The organism is Acidimicrobiales bacterium, assembly GCA_035533095.1.
In the GTDB taxonomy this organism is placed as follows: domain Bacteria; phylum Actinomycetota; class Acidimicrobiia; order Acidimicrobiales; family Palsa-688; genus DATLUM01.
On sequence record DATLUM010000069.1, the window covers coordinates 1 to 15,398 of the forward strand.

At 68.1% G+C, this 15,398-nt stretch carries 17 protein-coding genes; 11 read left to right on the plus strand and 6 right to left on the minus strand.

Features of this window, described 5'->3' with window-relative positions:
- The 4 genes from VNF71_08525 to VNF71_08540 form a co-directional block, all read right to left on the minus strand.
- A partial coding sequence (locus VNF71_08525; GenBank protein HVA74596.1) for a PIG-L family deacetylase occupies window positions 1-441 on the minus strand: 441 nt, incomplete at its 3' end.
- 21 nt (window positions 442-462) lie between these two features.
- On the minus strand, window positions 463-1,317 hold the full coding sequence (locus VNF71_08530; GenBank protein HVA74597.1) for an SDR family NAD(P)-dependent oxidoreductase: 855 nt from the start codon (window positions 1,315-1,317) through the stop codon (window positions 463-465).
- An 11-nt stretch (window positions 1,318-1,328) separates the two neighbouring features.
- Window positions 1,329-1,478 (minus strand): hypothetical protein, encoded by a 150-nt coding sequence (locus VNF71_08535; protein ID HVA74598.1) that lies wholly within the window; start codon window positions 1,476-1,478, stop codon window positions 1,329-1,331.
- Between the two features lie 39 nt (window positions 1,479-1,517).
- Entirely contained in the window at window positions 1,518-2,711 is a 1,194-nt protein-coding gene (locus VNF71_08540) for an acyl-CoA dehydrogenase family protein (GenBank protein HVA74599.1), read from the minus strand.
- A gap of 109 nt (window positions 2,712-2,820) precedes the next feature.
- On the opposite strand from VNF71_08540, the gene VNF71_08545 reads away from it, so the two are divergent.
- The 6 genes from VNF71_08545 (at window position 2,821) to VNF71_08570 (ending at window position 8,625) form a co-directional block, all read left to right on the plus strand.
- Entirely contained in the window at window positions 2,821-4,092 is a 1,272-nt protein-coding gene (locus tag VNF71_08545; GenBank protein HVA74600.1) for an acyl-CoA dehydrogenase family protein, read from the plus strand.
- 246 nt (window positions 4,093-4,338) lie between these two features.
- Complete coding sequence (locus VNF71_08550) at window positions 4,339-5,154, plus strand: M15 family metallopeptidase (protein HVA74601.1); 816 nt, start codon at window positions 4,339-4,341, stop codon at window positions 5,152-5,154.
- Window positions 5,155-5,236: 82 nt separating this feature from the next.
- Window positions 5,237-6,202, plus strand: coding sequence for an MBL fold metallo-hydrolase (locus tag VNF71_08555; protein HVA74602.1), 966 nt, complete (start codon window positions 5,237-5,239; stop codon window positions 6,200-6,202).
- Entirely contained in the window at window positions 6,199-7,050 is an 852-nt protein-coding gene (locus VNF71_08560) for a L,D-transpeptidase family protein (GenBank protein ID HVA74603.1), read from the plus strand. Before VNF71_08555 ends, VNF71_08560 begins: the two co-directional genes overlap by 4 nt.
- A 79-nt stretch (window positions 7,051-7,129) precedes the next feature.
- Complete coding sequence (locus VNF71_08565) at window positions 7,130-8,245, plus strand: hypothetical protein (protein HVA74604.1); 1,116 nt, start codon at window positions 7,130-7,132, stop codon at window positions 8,243-8,245.
- Between the two features lie 95 nt (window positions 8,246-8,340).
- On the plus strand, window positions 8,341-8,625 hold the full coding sequence (locus tag VNF71_08570; GenBank protein ID HVA74605.1) for a MoaD/ThiS family protein: 285 nt from the start codon (window positions 8,341-8,343) through the stop codon (window positions 8,623-8,625).
- A 49-nt stretch (window positions 8,626-8,674) separates the two neighbouring features.
- Here the strand turns inward: VNF71_08570 and VNF71_08575 are convergent, their stop codons facing one another.
- The gene (locus VNF71_08575; GenBank protein ID HVA74606.1) at window positions 8,675-9,817 is read right to left on the minus strand and encodes a transglycosylase family protein; all 1,143 of its coding nucleotides are present in this window, start codon (window positions 9,815-9,817) and stop codon (window positions 8,675-8,677) included.
- A gap of 121 nt (window positions 9,818-9,938) precedes the next feature.
- On the opposite strand from VNF71_08575, the gene VNF71_08580 reads away from it, so the two are divergent.
- Both VNF71_08580 and VNF71_08585 read left to right on the plus strand, forming a co-directional pair.
- Window positions 9,939-11,078, plus strand: coding sequence for a hypothetical protein (locus VNF71_08580; protein ID HVA74607.1), 1,140 nt, complete (start codon window positions 9,939-9,941; stop codon window positions 11,076-11,078).
- 60 nt (window positions 11,079-11,138) lie between these two features.
- The gene (locus VNF71_08585) at window positions 11,139-12,386 is read left to right on the plus strand and encodes an NAD(P)/FAD-dependent oxidoreductase (protein ID HVA74608.1); all 1,248 of its coding nucleotides are present in this window, start codon (window positions 11,139-11,141) and stop codon (window positions 12,384-12,386) included.
- Here the strand turns inward: VNF71_08585 and VNF71_08590 are convergent.
- Window positions 12,383-13,126, minus strand: a complete 744-nt coding sequence (locus VNF71_08590; protein HVA74609.1) for an alpha/beta hydrolase — start codon at window positions 13,124-13,126, stop codon at window positions 12,383-12,385. The genes VNF71_08585 and VNF71_08590 overlap by 4 nt on opposite strands.
- A gap of 49 nt (window positions 13,127-13,175) precedes the next feature.
- On the opposite strand from VNF71_08590, the gene VNF71_08595 reads away from it, so the two are divergent.
- Genes VNF71_08595 through VNF71_08605 form a run of 3 tightly spaced genes read left to right on the plus strand, consistent with a single transcriptional unit; the run spans window position 13,176 to window position 15,348 of the window.
- Complete coding sequence (locus VNF71_08595; GenBank protein HVA74610.1) at window positions 13,176-13,736, plus strand: DUF3565 domain-containing protein; 561 nt, start codon at window positions 13,176-13,178, stop codon at window positions 13,734-13,736.
- A gap of 59 nt (window positions 13,737-13,795) precedes the next feature.
- Entirely contained in the window at window positions 13,796-14,527 is a 732-nt protein-coding gene (locus VNF71_08600) for a VOC family protein (GenBank protein ID HVA74611.1), read from the plus strand.
- Window positions 14,524-15,348: an enoyl-CoA hydratase gene (locus VNF71_08605; protein ID HVA74612.1), complete on the plus strand. Its 825-nt coding sequence runs from the start codon at window positions 14,524-14,526 to the stop codon at window positions 15,346-15,348. The genes VNF71_08600 and VNF71_08605 overlap by 4 nt, the downstream gene beginning before the upstream one ends.
- The last annotated feature ends 50 nt before the right edge of the window (window positions 15,349-15,398 follow it).

A 15,398-nucleotide genomic window follows, 5' to 3' on the forward strand; every position in this document is an offset into this window, starting at 1 on the left:
GTTCGCCTGGATGTGGTCAGGGTGACCGTAGAAGCCGTTCTCGTCGTAGGTGACCACGACATGTGGGCGGTACTTCTCCAAGAGAGCTGCGAGGCGGTCAGCGGCAGCGTCGACGGGCGTGGTCCAAAAAGAACCCGGGGCGTCGTTTTGCAACCAACCCATCATCCCGCTGTCCCTGTAGCCGAGGCTCTCGAAGTGGGAGATGCCGAGCGCCTTGCAGCTCTGCTCCAGTTCGGCCCGCCGGACCTCGACCACCTCGTCGGGGACGTGGCCCGGATCACCCGGCTTGGCGCCCTCCGAGCCGTCACCGCACGAGCCGTCGGTGCAGGTGACGAGCACGGTGGTGACCCCCTCGGCCGCGTAGCGCGCCAGCACTCCCCCGGTGCTGATCGATTCGTCATCGGGGTGGGCGTGGACGGTCATCAAGGTGAGGCCGGGCACCGATGTCACATTACGGGAAGCTCAAGCGGTACCGACCGGTGCACGCCTGGCCAAGCGGACCACGAGCCCCTGGTAGCGCGCCCCGAGGAGGTTCGCCATACCGTCGATGAGATAGGCATCCGGCCCGACGAGGATGCGCGCCTTGCGGCGATCAACACCGCGAAGGATCGTCCGCGCGGCGCGCTCTGGGCTGGTTCTGGCGATCCGGTCGAAGTCCGCTGCCATGCGTTCCTTCTCTACCTGGCTGGTGTCCGGGACGCGGGCGCTGCGGGCGATGTTGGTCCTGATGCCGCCCGGGTGCACGCAGCAGACGGTCACCGGCTTACCGTCCATCAGCATCTCCTGGCGCAGGGCCTCGGTGAAGCCGCGGACCGCGAACTTGGCGGAGTTGTAGGCGCTCTGACTGGGCACTCCGATGAAGCCGAAGACACTGGAGAGGTTGACCAACGTTCCGTCGCCCGACGCGATCAGGTGTGGCAGGAAGGCCTTCGTGCCGTGGACGACGCCCCAGAAGTTGATGCCCATCAACCAGTCGAGGTCCTCCCACGACGTCTCCTCCACGGTGGCGGCTACCGCGACGCCGGCGTTGTTGAACACGAGGTCGACGTGGCTGAATTCGGAGGCGACGTCGTCAGCATGGGCGAGCACCGCGGCGCGCTCCGCGACGTCGAGGTGGTAGGTGCGGACCTTGATGCCCGCGCCGGCGGACTGGGCGAGGGAAGCCGTTTCGGAGAGGGCGGAGTCGTTGACGTCGGAGATGGCGAGGTTCGCTCCTCTTTTCGCCAGCTCTATCGCTAGTGCCCTTCCGATCCCCGACGCGGCGCCGGTGACCACTGCAGTGGCGCCCGAATAGCGCGACGCGTTGTCTTTGTCCATGACATCGGATGCTACGGCGCGACCACTCTGAGGGCGAAACCGCCGTAGGTGTCTGCCAGGTCCTCGACAGACACGCCGACCTCGGGGTGCCACCAGTCGGCCACCCGCATGTCCATCGCGCCGATTGCCGCCACCGCCAGCACCGGGTCGGCGTCGCTCAACGACCCCGGCTCCCGATCGCTCGTTAGCGGTGAGGGGAGCTAGCGGGGCACCTTCGACCAGGGCAGGTCTTTGTCCACCCTGATGTCCCCGGGCAGACCGAGCACCCGCTCGCCCAGGATGTTGCGCTGGATCTCCGACGTGCCACCCTCGATCGAGTTGGCACGGGAGCGCAGGAACATCTTCCTCGACCAACCGGCCGGACCGACGAGTCCCAGGTTCTCCGTCCGCCTCATCGTGTAGTCGAAGCCGACCGTCGCAGACGGGCCGAGCAGCTCCATGCACAGCTCGTAGATGCGCTTGTTGACCTCGGCGAACATCAGCTTGGCGATGGAACCCTCGGGGCCGGGGTTGCCCGCCTTGCGGTTGCGAGACGCGCGGATGTTGGTGAGCCGCAGTGCCTCCGCTTCAACCCACAGCTTCATGAGCCGGTCCTTGGTGGCGGCCTCGTGGGTGGCGGCCTCCTCCTTCCAGATGCGGACGGCCTCGGCGATTGCGCCGCTACCTCGTTCGGGAGCACCGGAGCCTCCGCCGATGGTGGTGCGCTCGTTCATGAGGGTGGTCATCGCGACGCGCCAGCCCTCCCCCACCTCGCCTATCCGATCTGCGTCGGGGACGCGAACCTCGGTGATGTAGACCTCGTTGAACTCCGCTTCGCCGGTGATCTGCCTGAGCGGCCTGACCTCGACGCCGGGCGCGTGCATGTCGAGCGCGAAGTAGGTGAGCCCCTTGTGCTTAGGAGCCTCGAGGTCGGTCCGTGTCACCAGCATTCCCCGGTCGGCGACGTGGGCAAGCGTGTTCCACACCTTCTGGCCCGTGACGACCCACTCGTCTCCATCTTTCACCGCACGGCACGCCAGACCCGCCAGGTCCGAGCCGGCGCCGGGCTCGCTGAACAGCTGGCACCAGGCGTCCTCCCCGGTGAACATGCGGCGGAGCATGCGGTCCTTGATCTCGTCGGTGCCGTGGGTGGCGATCACCGGTCCCGCCATTGCGAGCCCGAAGAAATGCCGCGACCCCGGCGGCTTGGCGCCCACCTCCCTCAGGCGGTCGTCGACGCGGCGCTGCAAGCCGGGAGCCACGTTCAGCCCGCCGAGTCCTTCGGGGAAGTGCACCCACGCCAGGCCGAGGTCGTACTGCACGCCCCGGAACTCCTCCTGGGAGACCTTGTCCGGGTCAGCCTTCGACAGGAGCTGTTCGAGGCGCTCGTCGATCAGGGCGGTGGGGTCAGTCATGATCGCATTCTGCCGTCTCGGGCCAGGGTGTGCGTCGTGCCGGGTGGCGGCAATAAGGTCGGCGGCAGGCGCTCTCGGTCGGAGCTGAGCGCGCAGGGAGGGAGCCCGGATGCCAGCCAACCCAATCAACACCGACGACTTCGGCGGAGAGCTGTACAACCTGGGCATATCGGACAGTGCCCGCCTGCTGCTCGAAAAGGTCAAGGCGTTCATCGCCGAAGAGGTGCAGCCGATGTCGGAGAAGTACTTCGCACTCGCCGAGGGTCGCGCCGACAGGTGGAGCTTCGCCGACGGCCAGCTCGAGCTTCTGGATGGCGTCAAGGCCAAGGCCAAGTCGCTCGGCCTCTGGAACTTCTTCCTGCCCGACGCCGAGACCGGTGAGGGCCTGTCGAACCTCGACTACGCCTACATCGCGTTCGAGTTGGGCAAGGCGCCGCTCGCTTCGGAGTGCCTGAACTGCTCGGCCCCCGACACCGGGAACATGGAGGTGCTCGAGCGGGTCGGCACACCGGAGCAGAAGAAGATGTGGTTGGAGCCGTTGCTCAACGGCGAGATCCGCTCGGCGTACGCGATGACCGAGCCCGCGCTGGCGTCGTCGGACGCTCGGAACATCTCCTGCTCGGCGGTGCTCGACGGCGAGGAGTGGGTCATCAACGGCGAGAAGTACTACATCTCGGGCGCCGGCGACCCGCGCTGCAAGATCATGATCGTGATGGTCAAGACCAACCCCGACGCGGCCGGTCACCTTCAGCAGTCCCAGATCCTCGTTCCTATTGATACGCCCGGTGTCGAGATCGTGGGCCCCATGCTCGTCTTCGGCCACGACGACGCTCCCCACGGCCACATGCACCTTCGCTTCAATGACGTACGGGTTCCCAAGGACAACGTTCTCCTCGGCGAGGGTCGCGGATTCGAGATCTCCCAACTTCGACTGGGACCGGGGCGGATCCACCACTGCATGCGCTCGATCGGTGCCGCAGAGAAGGCCCTGCAGCTGATGGTCGAGCGCGGCCTGTCGAGGGAGGCGTTCGGCAAGCCGATCATCTCGTTGGGCAAGAACACCGAATGGGTGTCACGCGCACGCATCGAGATCGAGGCGATGCGGCTGATGGTGCTCAAGGCCGCCAAGGCCATGGACCTGATGGGCAACGCCGACGCGCGGGTGTGGGTGAGCGCGGTGAAGGCCATGGTCCCCGAGCGCGTCTGCGAGATCATCGACCGGGCGATCCAGATCCACGGCGCGACGGGGATATCGCAATGGACGCCGCTGGCGGACATGTACACCCAACAGAGGACGCTTCGTTTCGCCGACGGGCCCGACGAGGTGCATCACATGGTGGTGGGGCGGGCGGAGATAGCGCGGTACCAGAGCCGGCGCTGAGCGGCCACCCGGGGCGCCCGCTGCCGGCCCGGCGCCGGCCCGCGCGCCGGCCGCTGCGTCGTGCCGGATGGGACAGAGAATGCGAGCCTCGGCGCTCCCTGGCCCCATCTCTGTCCCCTTCGGACCCGAATCGAGCGGGGAAAGTGGACGGAGTTCGGACTGAGAGGGCGAACGCGGGCACGAACCCTGTCCACTTCGGCACCACCGCGCTCCACGCTGACCGGACGGCGCGGGCACAATCGGCGCATGTCGCCGGCGATTCGAGCGAGAACCGGGCTCCCCGCCGCTTCGGCGGCCGTCGCGCCGTTCGTGGCGCTCGTGGCGTTCGTGGCGCTCGTGACCGGCTGCGGGTCGGGCGCGCTCCGGTCGAATCCGCCGGCGCAGACCCCGACGTCGGGACCCGCCTCCAGCACCACGCCGGCGACAACCACGCCGGCGACAACCACGCCGGCGACAACCAGCCCGGCGGCCACCCCAGCGACCACTGTGGCGCCCTTCGCGTACACAATCAGCACCGTGACGGCGGCCGACCTGCCGCACAGCTGGCACCCTGGCTGCCCGGTGGCCCCATCCGAGCTTCGGATGATCCGCCTGGCGTACTGGGGCTTCGACTCCCAGGCGCATACCGGGTCGATCGTCGTGGCTGCGGCGGTCACCGGGGATGTCGTCACCGTGTTCCGGAAGCTGTTCCAGGCTCGATTCCCCATCCACGAAATGGTCCCGGTCGACGTCTATGGAGGTGATGACAACGCGGCGGCCGCCGCCGACGACACATCGGGCTTCAACTGCCGCTACGCCGTGACCAATCCGCCGAGCAACAGCTGGTCGGTTCACGCCTTCGGCGAGGCGATCGATGTCAACGACGTGGAGAACCCATACGTAGACGGGTCCACGATCATCCCGCCGTCGGGAGCTGCCTACCTGAACCGCGCCGACGTCCGGCCGGGAATGGCGGAGCCCGGCGGCGTGCTCGTCGACGCGTTCGCGTCCGTGGGGTGGCCGTGGGGCGGCCGGTGGGACCCCGGAACCGACTACCAGCATTTCTCCAAGACGGGCGGCTGACCGGCTGTCGAGCCTCGACGGGCCGCCGGCGTCGGGGGCCTGTCGCCCGCCCGGCGGCGCCTGGTCTGTAACGTGTTCGACGATGGCGGCGAGCTACCGACGAGGCCCGCTGGAAGTGGCGGACGGCATCTGGGCGTACCTCCAGCCCGACGGCGGCTGGGGCTGGTCCAACGCGGGCCTGATAAGCGGCGGGGAGACTTCGCTACTGGTCGACACGTTGTTCGATTTGAAGCTAACCGCCCAGATGCTCGACGACCTGCGGCGGGCGACCAAGTCAGCCGAGGCGATCGAGACGGTGGTGAACACCCACGCGAACGGCGACCACTGTTTCGGGAACGCCCTGGTGGCAGGGGCGGAGGTCGTTGCGTCGAGGGCGTGCGCGCAGGAAATGGTCGAAACGCCTCCATCGCGGCTCGCCGAGCTGGTGAAAGCCGCGCCGCAGCTCGGCGAGCTGGGGGCGTTCGTGCAGCGCATCTTCGGGTCTTTTTCCTTCGAGGGGATCGAGGTAGTGCCGCCGACGCGCACGTTCGAGGGCGGGCTGCAGTTGACAGTCGGCGACCGGCGGGTGGATCTCGTCGAGGTCGGCCCGGCGCACACTCGGGGCGACACACTCGTGCACCTGCCCGACGACGGTGTCGTGTTCACCGGGGACATCCTGTTCCACGGGGGGCATCCGATCGTGTGGGCGGGCCCGGTGTCGCGCTGGATCGACGCGTGCGACACGATCCTCCACTGGGATGCACAGACGATCGTGCCGGGGCACGGCCCGATGGCGACGCCGGCAGCGCTGGAGGCATTCAAGGGTTACTTCGAGTGGCTTACCCGTGAGTCGACGGCCCGATTCGAAGCGGGCATGCCGGCCAGCGAGGCGGCGCTCGACATCGACCTCGGCCCGTACCGAGAGTGGTCGGACCCGGAGCGCATGGCGGTGAACGTTCGATCGATATACCGGGAGCTCGGAAGTGACGAGCGCGGGGACGCCGTCGGGTTGTTGGGGGCGATGGCGGCCTGGGAGACGGCCAATAGAGGTCGGGCTCGGGCAACGTGAGGCGGTGGTGGGCGGCGGCAGCCCTGTTGTTGCTGGCGGGTTGCGGGTCAGGCGGGGCCCGCTTCGCGAGAATTGCATCGACGACGACGAGCTCCTCGACGACCTCGACGACGGTCGAGCCGCCGACGACTGCGGCGAGCACTACGACGACCACGATCGCTCGACCGGCGGCGACCACCACGACCCGGCCGACTGTGGCGGCGGCTGCCTCCGCGGGTTCTTGCCCGGCGAACCTCGCTTCGAGCATCGCCAACACGTATTCGGCGCGGCAGTTGGTCACGGTCGAATCGTCGAGCTACGACACCGACGTGGCGACGGTGACGCTGTGGCAGAGGGCAGGGACGTGCTGGCAGTTGGCGGCCGGGCCGTGGAGCGGGTTCATCGGCTACAACGGCTTCTCGGACCGCAAGCACGAGGGTGACGGCACGACGCCGACGGGAATCTACGGGTTCGGCCCAGTCGTGTACGGCAACGACGCGGACCCAGGGGTTCACGAGACATACCACCTGCTCGTGTGTGGCGACTGGTGGGACGAGGACCCGTCGTCTGCGCAGTACAACACGTTCCAGCACGTGCAATGCGGGACAACGCCCAATTGGTCCACCGGAAGCGAGGCCTTGTGGACGGAGAAGGCGCCGTATCCCAGCTTCGCCGTGATCGACTACAACACCGATCCGGTCGTCAACGGCGCTGGGTCGGCCATCTTCCTCCACGCCTCCACGGGTGGCAGCACCGCCGGGTGCGTCAGTGTGCCGCTGTCGGACCTCGATTGGTTCTTGCGCTGGATGGAGCCGTCCCAGGACCCGCTCATCGTGATGGGGCCGGCGAGCGAAATTGCTCGCTTCTGAGCGATGAATCCCGGGCTCGGCGACCGTCATATGTGCTAGATGGATCCATCGCACAGGAAGAGACGACGGAGGTTGGCCAATGAGCAAGGTTCGGGTTCTGGTCGGCACGCGCAAGGGGGCGTTCGTCATGACCTCGGACGGTGCGCGCCGGGACTGGAGGGTCGAAGGCCCGTTCTTCGGCGGTTGGGAGGTGTACCACGTTTCCGGCTCCCCGGTTGACCCTGACCGGCTGTACGCGTCTCAGTCGACGGGGTGGTTCGGGCAGCTGGTCCAGCGGTCGGACGACGGGGGCAAGTCGTGGAACCCGGTAGACAACGATCTCTCCTACGACGGCGACACCGGCATGCACCAGTGGTACGACGGCTCGCTGCGTCCCTGGGAGTTCACGAGGGTCTGGCATCTCGAACCTTCCCCGCTCGACAGGGACACGGTGTTCGCCGGGGTGCAGGACGCGGCGATCTTTCGTTCAGATGATGGGGGTGGTAGCTGGAGCGAACTGCCGGGCTTGCGCAAGCACGGAACAGCTCCCGACTGGGCTCCCGGTGCCGGCGGCATGTGCTTGCACACGATCGTGATCGACCGTGGCGACCCATCGCGGATGTTCGCTGCGATCTCGGCCGCGGGTGTGTTCCGGACCCTCGACGCAGGCAAGAGCTGGGAGCCGATCAACCGCGGGCTTCGGTCGGCTCACATGCCCGACGAGGACGCCGAGGTGGGACACTGCGTGCACCGGATCGCGATGCATCCTTCACGGCCGAACGTGCTGTTCATGCAGAAGCACTGGGACGTGATGCGCTCCGACGACGGCGGGGACCACTGGCACGAGATAAGCGGCGACCTGCCGACCGATTTCGGCTTCCCGGTCGCGATCAACTCGAACCAGCCGGACACGGTGTACGTAGTACCGATCACGAGCGATTCGGAGCACTACGTGCCCGAGGGCAAGCTGCGCGTGTATCGAAGCAAGGTGGGTGGCAACGAGTGGGAACCCCTCACACGCGGCCTGCCGCAGTCGAACTGCTACGTCAACATCCTGCGCGACGCCATGGCGGTCGACGAGCTCGATTCGTGCGGCGTGTACTTCGGGACCACAGGAGGGCAGGTGTACGCGTCGGCCGACGACGGCGACACGTGGGAGGCGATCGTGAGGGATCTGCCGGCGGTGCTGTCGGTCGAGGTCCAGACCCTGCCGTGAGCGAAGTCGGCCACGAGAGTGGCGGGCGTCTCCCCTCTCTGGAGGAGGCCGGGGTTGGGGCCCCGGCCGGGCAAGGCAGGCCATGGATCAGGGTCGTGTTGCCTGCGCACCTGCGGACCCTTGCCGGGGTCCGCGGCGAAGTCTCGCTGGACCTGGCCGGCGAGGTGACGCAACGGGCGGTGCTGGACGCGCTCGAACAGCGTTACCCGATGCTGAAGGGGACCATCCGGGACCGGGAGACGGCCAAGCGGCGCGCGTTCGTGCGGTTCTTCGCTTGCGAGGAGGACCTTTCCCACGACCCGCCCGATGCACCGCTGCCGGCGAGGGTGGTGGCCGGCGAGGAACCGTTCTGCGTGGTGGGTGCGATCGCCGGCGGGTAGCGGTCGCCGCGGGCAGCGGTCGCCCGCGGGCAGCGGTTGCCCCGCAGGTTCAGGACAGGCCGAGCGCGGCGGAGCAAGCCGGCCACTGGCCCCAGCCGTACTCCGACTGCAGCTTCATGGCCGCCTGGTCCTGCATCGAGGGGGGCTCGAGGTCCGGGCGCCCCGGGAGCCCCAGATCGGTCCAGGTCTGCTGCGAGAACTGGTACGCGCCGAAGTAACCGTTGCCGGTGTTGGCCTGGTAGTTGTCGCCGGACTCGCACTCGCGAAGCTGCAGCCAGACACCCCCGGCTCCCCCATCTCCGGAGGTGGGTGCGGGCGCAGCAGTCGGGGTTGACGGTGCCGGCTGGGAGACGACTGACTGGACCACAGCGACCAGGCCGTTGTCGACAGGGGGGCCCGCCGGGGGCGCGGCAGCACGCGCCTTCGCTGCTGCGGCGGCCTGCGCGGCTTGGGCAGCTGCGGCGGCTTGGGCCGCCCGGGTTGCTGCGGCGGCCTGCGCGGCCTGGGCTGCCTGGGCTGCTTGCGCTGCCTCGAGGTTGGTGAGCTGCGCTTGAAGCGAGTTGAGCCGCGTCTGGTCGGAGGTGGCCTCCGCCATAGCCGCGTCACGAGCGCGCTGAAGAACGGTGGCTGCCGCGAGGCTCTGTCTTTCCCTGGCAGCAAGCAAGGTCTGTGCCTGAACGAGCTGGCGCTGGCTAGCCACGTAGCTGTCGAGGGAGTCGCGCAGGTCACCCGAGGCGATCGATATGTAGCCGGCTCGCACCGCCGGGTCGGCAAGCGGGGAGTTCTGCGGAGAAGCAACGACGGACGGGACTCCGGTGTACGCGCCCGTGTAGCTGTCGATCGCCTCCTGCCGCAAGCGTGCGGATGCCTGAGCGGTCGCAGCCTCGAGCCGGGTTACCTGGGCCTGACCGGACGCCACCAATGCCTGCAGGGACGATGCCTGAAGGTTCGCCTGCGCGTACTCGAGGGTGAGCTGGTGGACCCGCCGCGCGCCGGCGATCACCTGGGCCTGCGCGGCTGCGACCTGCTGACGGGTCGAGCCGATCTGGTCAGCAGACGCGCTGGGAGCGTCCACCAACGACGGCAGCCAGGACGCGCCCGTGACTGCGGCGAGGATCAGGGCCGCCGCAGCCTTCGGGAGGCCAGTCCGCCGGCGGCGGCCTCGACGGTGGAGCTGCACAAGGAGCTTCACGACCCGATCGACCCTAGCGGCATGAGGCGGATTCGTCCATAGCATCCCGAAAGGGAATGCTGCCCGGGCTCGATCGTGCGCCCGCGGCCGATCGTCAGCCTCCGTCCGCGACAATGAAGGCGTGGGGCTGAAGGTACTGGGGGCGCTGAAGGCTTCTGTCGCTGTTCTCGCAGCGGGCAGCGTCGCTGCTGCAGCTGCAATGGTGACGACCACGAGCCATCCGCAGCGCACGACACGAACCGGTGTAGTCGCGGCGCTGGCACCCCAGGCACCGCGTGATGTGACCACCTCCCTGCCGCCGACGACGCCTCCGCCCCCGACGACGACCACGACCTCCACGACGACGTTGCCGCCGGCGCCGCAAACGGCGACGCTCGCGGGTTGCCCGGTACCGCCGAAACCGCCGGGGCCACCCTCGCCGCCACCGTGGCACCCAGCGACGCTCGTGCCGGACTCGGCATTACCGCCCGAGCAGCCGCCGGAACCGTGGCATTCCTCGCTCGCTGCGATAGAGGGCAAGGGAATGTGGGTCTGGTTGTGGTCCCAGACCGACGGCGGCGACGCGGCCGCCGTAGTGAAGCAGGCCCAGGGCGCGGGGCTGCACCAGCTCTGGGTCCGGGTCGGAGACTCCAAGAACGGGTTCTACGGTGCGAACGAGCTCGCTGCGCTCGTGCCCGCGGCGCACGCCGCGGGAATCCGCGTGATCGCGTGGGGATTCCCGTACCTGTACGACCCTGTGGGCGACGCCGCGTGGACGGCGCAGATACTCGCGTGGCGCGCGCCCGGCGGCGACGCCGTCGACGCGTACAGCGCCGATATCGAACGACCGTCCGAAGGGGTCGACCTGACGGCCCAACGCGTCGGCGTCTATCTCGAAGCCGTGCGCAAGGCTGCGGGCGACACGCCGATCATCGCCACGGTGTACCCGCCGCTCGACCGGTACTGGTTGGGTGACTACCCGTACAAGTCGATGGCGACCTACGTCGACGCGTTCGCGCCGATGGTCTACTGGGAGTGCGTCGACCCTGCGAGTGCCGCGGCGCAGGCGATCAGCCGCCTGTCCACCCTCCGACCCGTCCATGTGATCGGGCAGGCGTTCAACATGGCCGACGTGGGCGGGCGGGTCGACGCTCCGAGCGGCGCCGAGATAGACGAGTTCCTCGCGGAGGCGAGGCGCGGTGGCGCTGTGGGGGCGTCGTTTTGGGTGTGGCAGACCGCCACAACCGAAGAGTGGAATTCCTTGTCCGTTTACCCTTGGTGATACCGCGACCGCGCTAAGTTCCTTTCGAGGGCAGCAGAGCGTGGTGCGAAGGGGCAAAATTTGGGCGAAAGCGATTACTTTGACGTCGTCGTAGTCGGAGGCGGAATCGCGGGTGGATCTGTAGCCACAGCGCTCGCACGCGGTGGTCTGTCCGTGCTCGTGATCGAACGATCCACTGAGTACAAGGACCGCGTACGCGGCGAGTTCATCGCCCCCTGGGGCGTGCTCGAAGCGCAAAGGCTGGGTCTCCTCCGCGCGCTGATGGACGCAGGCGCCAATCCCATCGAGCGTATGTACGGCTACGACGAAGTGCGCCCGGCGGATGAGACCGAAAACGGGGCGATCCCTCTCAGAGAACTGATTCCGGGCGTTCCGGGCGCCCTCGGGATAGGACACCCGAGAGCCTGCGCGTCGCTGGAGGCAGCAGCGATTAGGGCTGGCGCGAGGGTGGTGCGCGGCGTCTCCGAAGTCGTGATCCGCGCAGGGGCGAAACCCGCCGTTGAATATGCCGAGGGCGAAGCGACCCGCCGCGTCGGCTGCCGGATCGTCATCGGTGCGGACGGCCGCGACTCAACCGTCCGGCGCCAACTCGGCATGGACATCCACTCCACAGAGGCACGCGTCTTCCTCGCCGGCATGCTCGTCGATGGAGTGCGCGGTTGGGACCCGGCAGACGCTCTGATCGGTACCGAAGGGGACCGCATGTTCTACGTCTTCCCCCAAACGCCGTCGAGGGCGCGCCTGTACCTCGGCGTCCGGGTGGAGGAGCGGCAGCGGCTGTCGGGCGCAGACAGGGTCGCCAGTACGCTCGAAGGCTTCCAGCTGAGATGCATTCCCGACACCGTCGACATCGCCGGAGCGACGCCGATCGGACCGTGCGCCGCCTACCCCATGCAGGACACGTGGGTCGAGACAGTGTGCGTCGAGGGTGCCGTCCTCGTAGGTGATGCTGGCGGTTACAGCGATCCGGTGATCGGGCAGGGGCTTTCGATCGCGCTGCGCGACGCGAGGTCCGCCGCTGAGGCTCTCCTTGCCGAGGACGACTGGTCTCCAGCGACGTTCGGTGCCTACAACTCGGAGAGGGCCCAGCGGATGCGCAGGCTTCGTTTTGCAGCCCAGCTGTTCACCGATGGACATCTTCCGGTGCGCCCTGGAGATAATGTCTCCCGTCACGCCCGCATGGCGATGCTGAGCGGCGGCGACGAGCAGGCGTTTCTCACACAGGCGTCTACGCTGACCGGACCCGAGACGGCGCCGGAAGAGTGCTTCAGCGTGAGTGTGCGAACCAGGTTGCTCGCAGCGCGCTAGAGAGGCGTGTGCTGTAAGAGGAAGGCCCGGATCTTCTGAGCGGTGGTCGCGTGGTTGCCGGCCCAATCATCCAGTAGCTCGGCGCGGGGTGCGAGGTCCACGATTTCCTCGGCTACAGCCCGCGGGTGGAACTCGTCGTTGCCCGGCAGCACGAGCAACGGCACGGGGCACGACCGCACGAACTCCCGGCTGGCGCCGAAGACGAACTCACCCCCGAACATGTTCTCCCTGAACGATTCGAGCACTCCCGGATCGATCCCGCGGCGGGAACGCAACTCCGACGCCCACGAGTCGAACATGCCGACGAAGTTTTGGAGGTTGTCCGAGCTGAGGCCGATCGGGTTCTGCAAGACGGCGGCAGCGACGCGCTCCGGGGCTGCCGCGCACAACGCGAGCGCATAGGTGGAACCGATGCAGCCTCCCATCGCGTGCACCCTGTCGAAGCCGAGGTGGTCCATCAGCGCAAGGTGGTCACTCGTGTAGGTGTGCCACCCGTCGGATGCTGATACGTCCCCGGCGGACCCTCCCGCGTTGCGTTGGTCCATGCTCACTACGCAGAAGGCGTCCGCCAGAGCGGTGGTCGGGTCGATCCACGGGAGGCGCTCACCCGATGCTCCGGGCCGCTCCCTCCACAGCATCGCGATCGAATGCATGCCGCCTGGTGCGAACAGCAACAGGGGAAACCCGCTGCCGTACTCGTCAAAACGGATGGAAGCGCCGGGTCGCTCGAAGGTGGGCACGGGCCAGGACGATACAACCGGCCGGTACGCTTCGGGTGTGGAGCGAGCAATGACCGGCTTCCACCGGGACGACGCCGGCGATTGGGTGGCGGAGCTCGAATGCGGCCACAACCAGCACGTCAGACATCGCCCGCCGTTCCAGCTGCGCGAATGGGTGGTCGACGACGACTCGCGCAGGGCGCGTGTCGGAGCACCTCTGGACTGCCCTCTGTGCGATCAGGGCGAGCTACCGGTCCATGTGCGCCACGTGCGCAACTCACCGGTATGGGACGCTTCGTCGATGCCCGACGCCTTGCGCCACCGGCACAAGTTGGGGCGCGCCACCTGGGGGGTGCTCCACGTCGAGTGCGGCAGGCTGCGCTTCGACGAATCGCAGCTGCGCGCCGGCGAGGTGCGGGTGATCCCCCCGGGCGTCGAACACGAAGTCGAGCCGCTCGGTGAGGTCGAACTCTGGATCGAGTTCCTTGCTGTCGACAGGGAGCCGGCCGCAGGGATGGCCGGTCGGGACGAGGGCGGAGATCCCGCATGCTGGGCGGGACTTCTGTGCCCTGAGTGCGGGGCGGTCATGGATGGTGGCGCGCACAAGCCGGGGTGCCCCGACGGCGGCTGACCGCAGCGGGCCGGTTCACCCGGGCGACCACGAAATCCTGCGGGGCCTACGATGCGCGCGTGACATCACTCCCCCGCTTGCGTCAGGTAGCACTGGCAGCCCACGACCTTCACATCACGGCCGAGGCCCTGCAGGAGGCGTTCGGCTGGCCAGACCCGTTCCACGATCCCGGGGTCGCGGAGTTCGGACTCGAGAATTCGGTGTTCGCCGCGAGAGACACCTTCGTCGAGGTTGTGTCGCCCGTTCGTGCCGACACGGCCGCCGGGCGCTACCTGGAGCGCCGCGGGGGTGACAGCGGGTACATGGCGATATTCCAGGTGGACAACCTCGAGGCGGCTCGCGCCCGCGTGGCCGACGCCGGCATGAAGGTGGTCTGGAAGGTCGACTTCGACGACATCGCCGGCACGCACCTGCACCCGAAGGACACGCCGGGGGCGATCGTCTCGCTCGATTGGGCCGAGCCACCGGAGACGTGGCGGTGGGCCGGGCCGGACTGGACGGGGCGGAGTTCCCCCAACGGGTGCAGCGCGCTCAGAGGTCTGGTCATCGAGGTCAAAGACCCGGCCGTCGCGGCGCAACGATGGGCTACGGCTCTGGGACTGGGTGTGGACGAGGGCCGGAACGGCGAGGCGCGGGTGGAGCTTGTATCGGCCGGGCAGACGCTGCGTTTCGCACCCGCAGCGAACGGGCACGCAGAGGGCATCACCGAAGTCTGGCTTGGCGCGGCGAGCGCTTCGCAGCACGTCCATGAGATCGCGGGAGTCCGGTTCGTGGTAGGAGGCGGGGAATGACGCGGGTCGATACAGGCACGGACCATCTGCTGGCAGAGATCGACGACGGCGTGGGCGTCGTGACGTTCAACCGGACCGAGCGCCGTAACGCCCTGTCCGACGAGATGCTCGGAGCGTTCGCGCGCGTGCTCGCCGAGTTCGAGGGCGACGCCGCGGTCCGCTGCGTGGTGGTGACCGGGGCAGGTGGCGCGTTCTGCGCCGGCGGGGACGTGAAGGGCATGGCCGAGCGGAATGCCGGCTCGGGAGCGCGGTCTTCGGTCGACGAGGTGATTGCGAAACAGAGACTCAGCCAGCGAGCCACCTCCGGGAAGCTGTGGTCCATGCCGAAGCCGACGATCGCCTGCATCCCGGGACCGGCGGCCGGCGCCGGCCTGTCCATCGCGCTCGCCTGCGACCTTCGCTACGCCTCCTCGGGCGCCGTACTGACGACAGCGTTCGCCCGGGTGGGGTTCGCCGGTGACTACGGCGGGACCTGGTTCCTACCGCACCTGGTCGGTGCGGCCAAGGCGAAGGAGCTCTACTTCCTCTCCGAACGGCTCACCGCCGAGGAGGCGGAAGCGCTCGGTCTGGTGAACGCGGTGTTCGCAGCCGATGCGCTGACGGACGAGGTCATGCGCCGGGCGCACATTCTCGCCACAGGTCCTGCGGTGGCTTACAGGTACATGAAGGAGAACCTGAACCGGGCGATTGCCGGCGGTGACGTCATGGACTGCCTCGACCTCGAAGTCACCCACCACGTGCACACGGGCTTCACGGAGGATCATCGCGAGGCGGCCCGGGCGTTCGTCGAGAAGAGAGAACCGCGCTTCCAGGGTCGCTGAACAGCTCCTGTCCTGCAGGAAAACGGGGTTCTCGCGGCGAACCACGCCTG

What these genes read in the sequence shown, in the direction of transcription:
- VNF71_08530 (HVA74597.1), bottom strand. Translation starts at nt 1,317, where the DNA reads ATGGACAAAGACAACGCGTCGCGCTATTCGGGCGCCACTGCAGTGGTC.
- VNF71_08565 (HVA74604.1), top strand. Translation starts at nt 7,130, where the DNA reads ATGAGCAAGGTTCGGGTTCTGGTCGGCACGCGCAAGGGGGCGTTCGTC.
- VNF71_08605 (HVA74612.1), top strand. Translation starts at nt 14,524, where the DNA reads ATGACGCGGGTCGATACAGGCACGGACCATCTGCTGGCAGAGATCGAC.
- VNF71_08595 (HVA74610.1), top strand. Translation starts at nt 13,176, where the DNA reads ATGACCGGCTTCCACCGGGACGACGCCGGCGATTGGGTGGCGGAGCTC.
- VNF71_08540 (HVA74599.1), bottom strand. Translation starts at nt 2,711, where the DNA reads ATGACTGACCCCACCGCCCTGATCGACGAGCGCCTCGAACAGCTCCTG.
- VNF71_08550 (HVA74601.1), top strand. Translation starts at nt 4,339, where the DNA reads ATGTCGCCGGCGATTCGAGCGAGAACCGGGCTCCCCGCCGCTTCGGCG.
- VNF71_08545 (HVA74600.1), top strand. Translation starts at nt 2,821, where the DNA reads ATGCCAGCCAACCCAATCAACACCGACGACTTCGGCGGAGAGCTGTAC.
- VNF71_08555 (HVA74602.1), top strand. Translation starts at nt 5,237, where the DNA reads ATGGCGGCGAGCTACCGACGAGGCCCGCTGGAAGTGGCGGACGGCATC.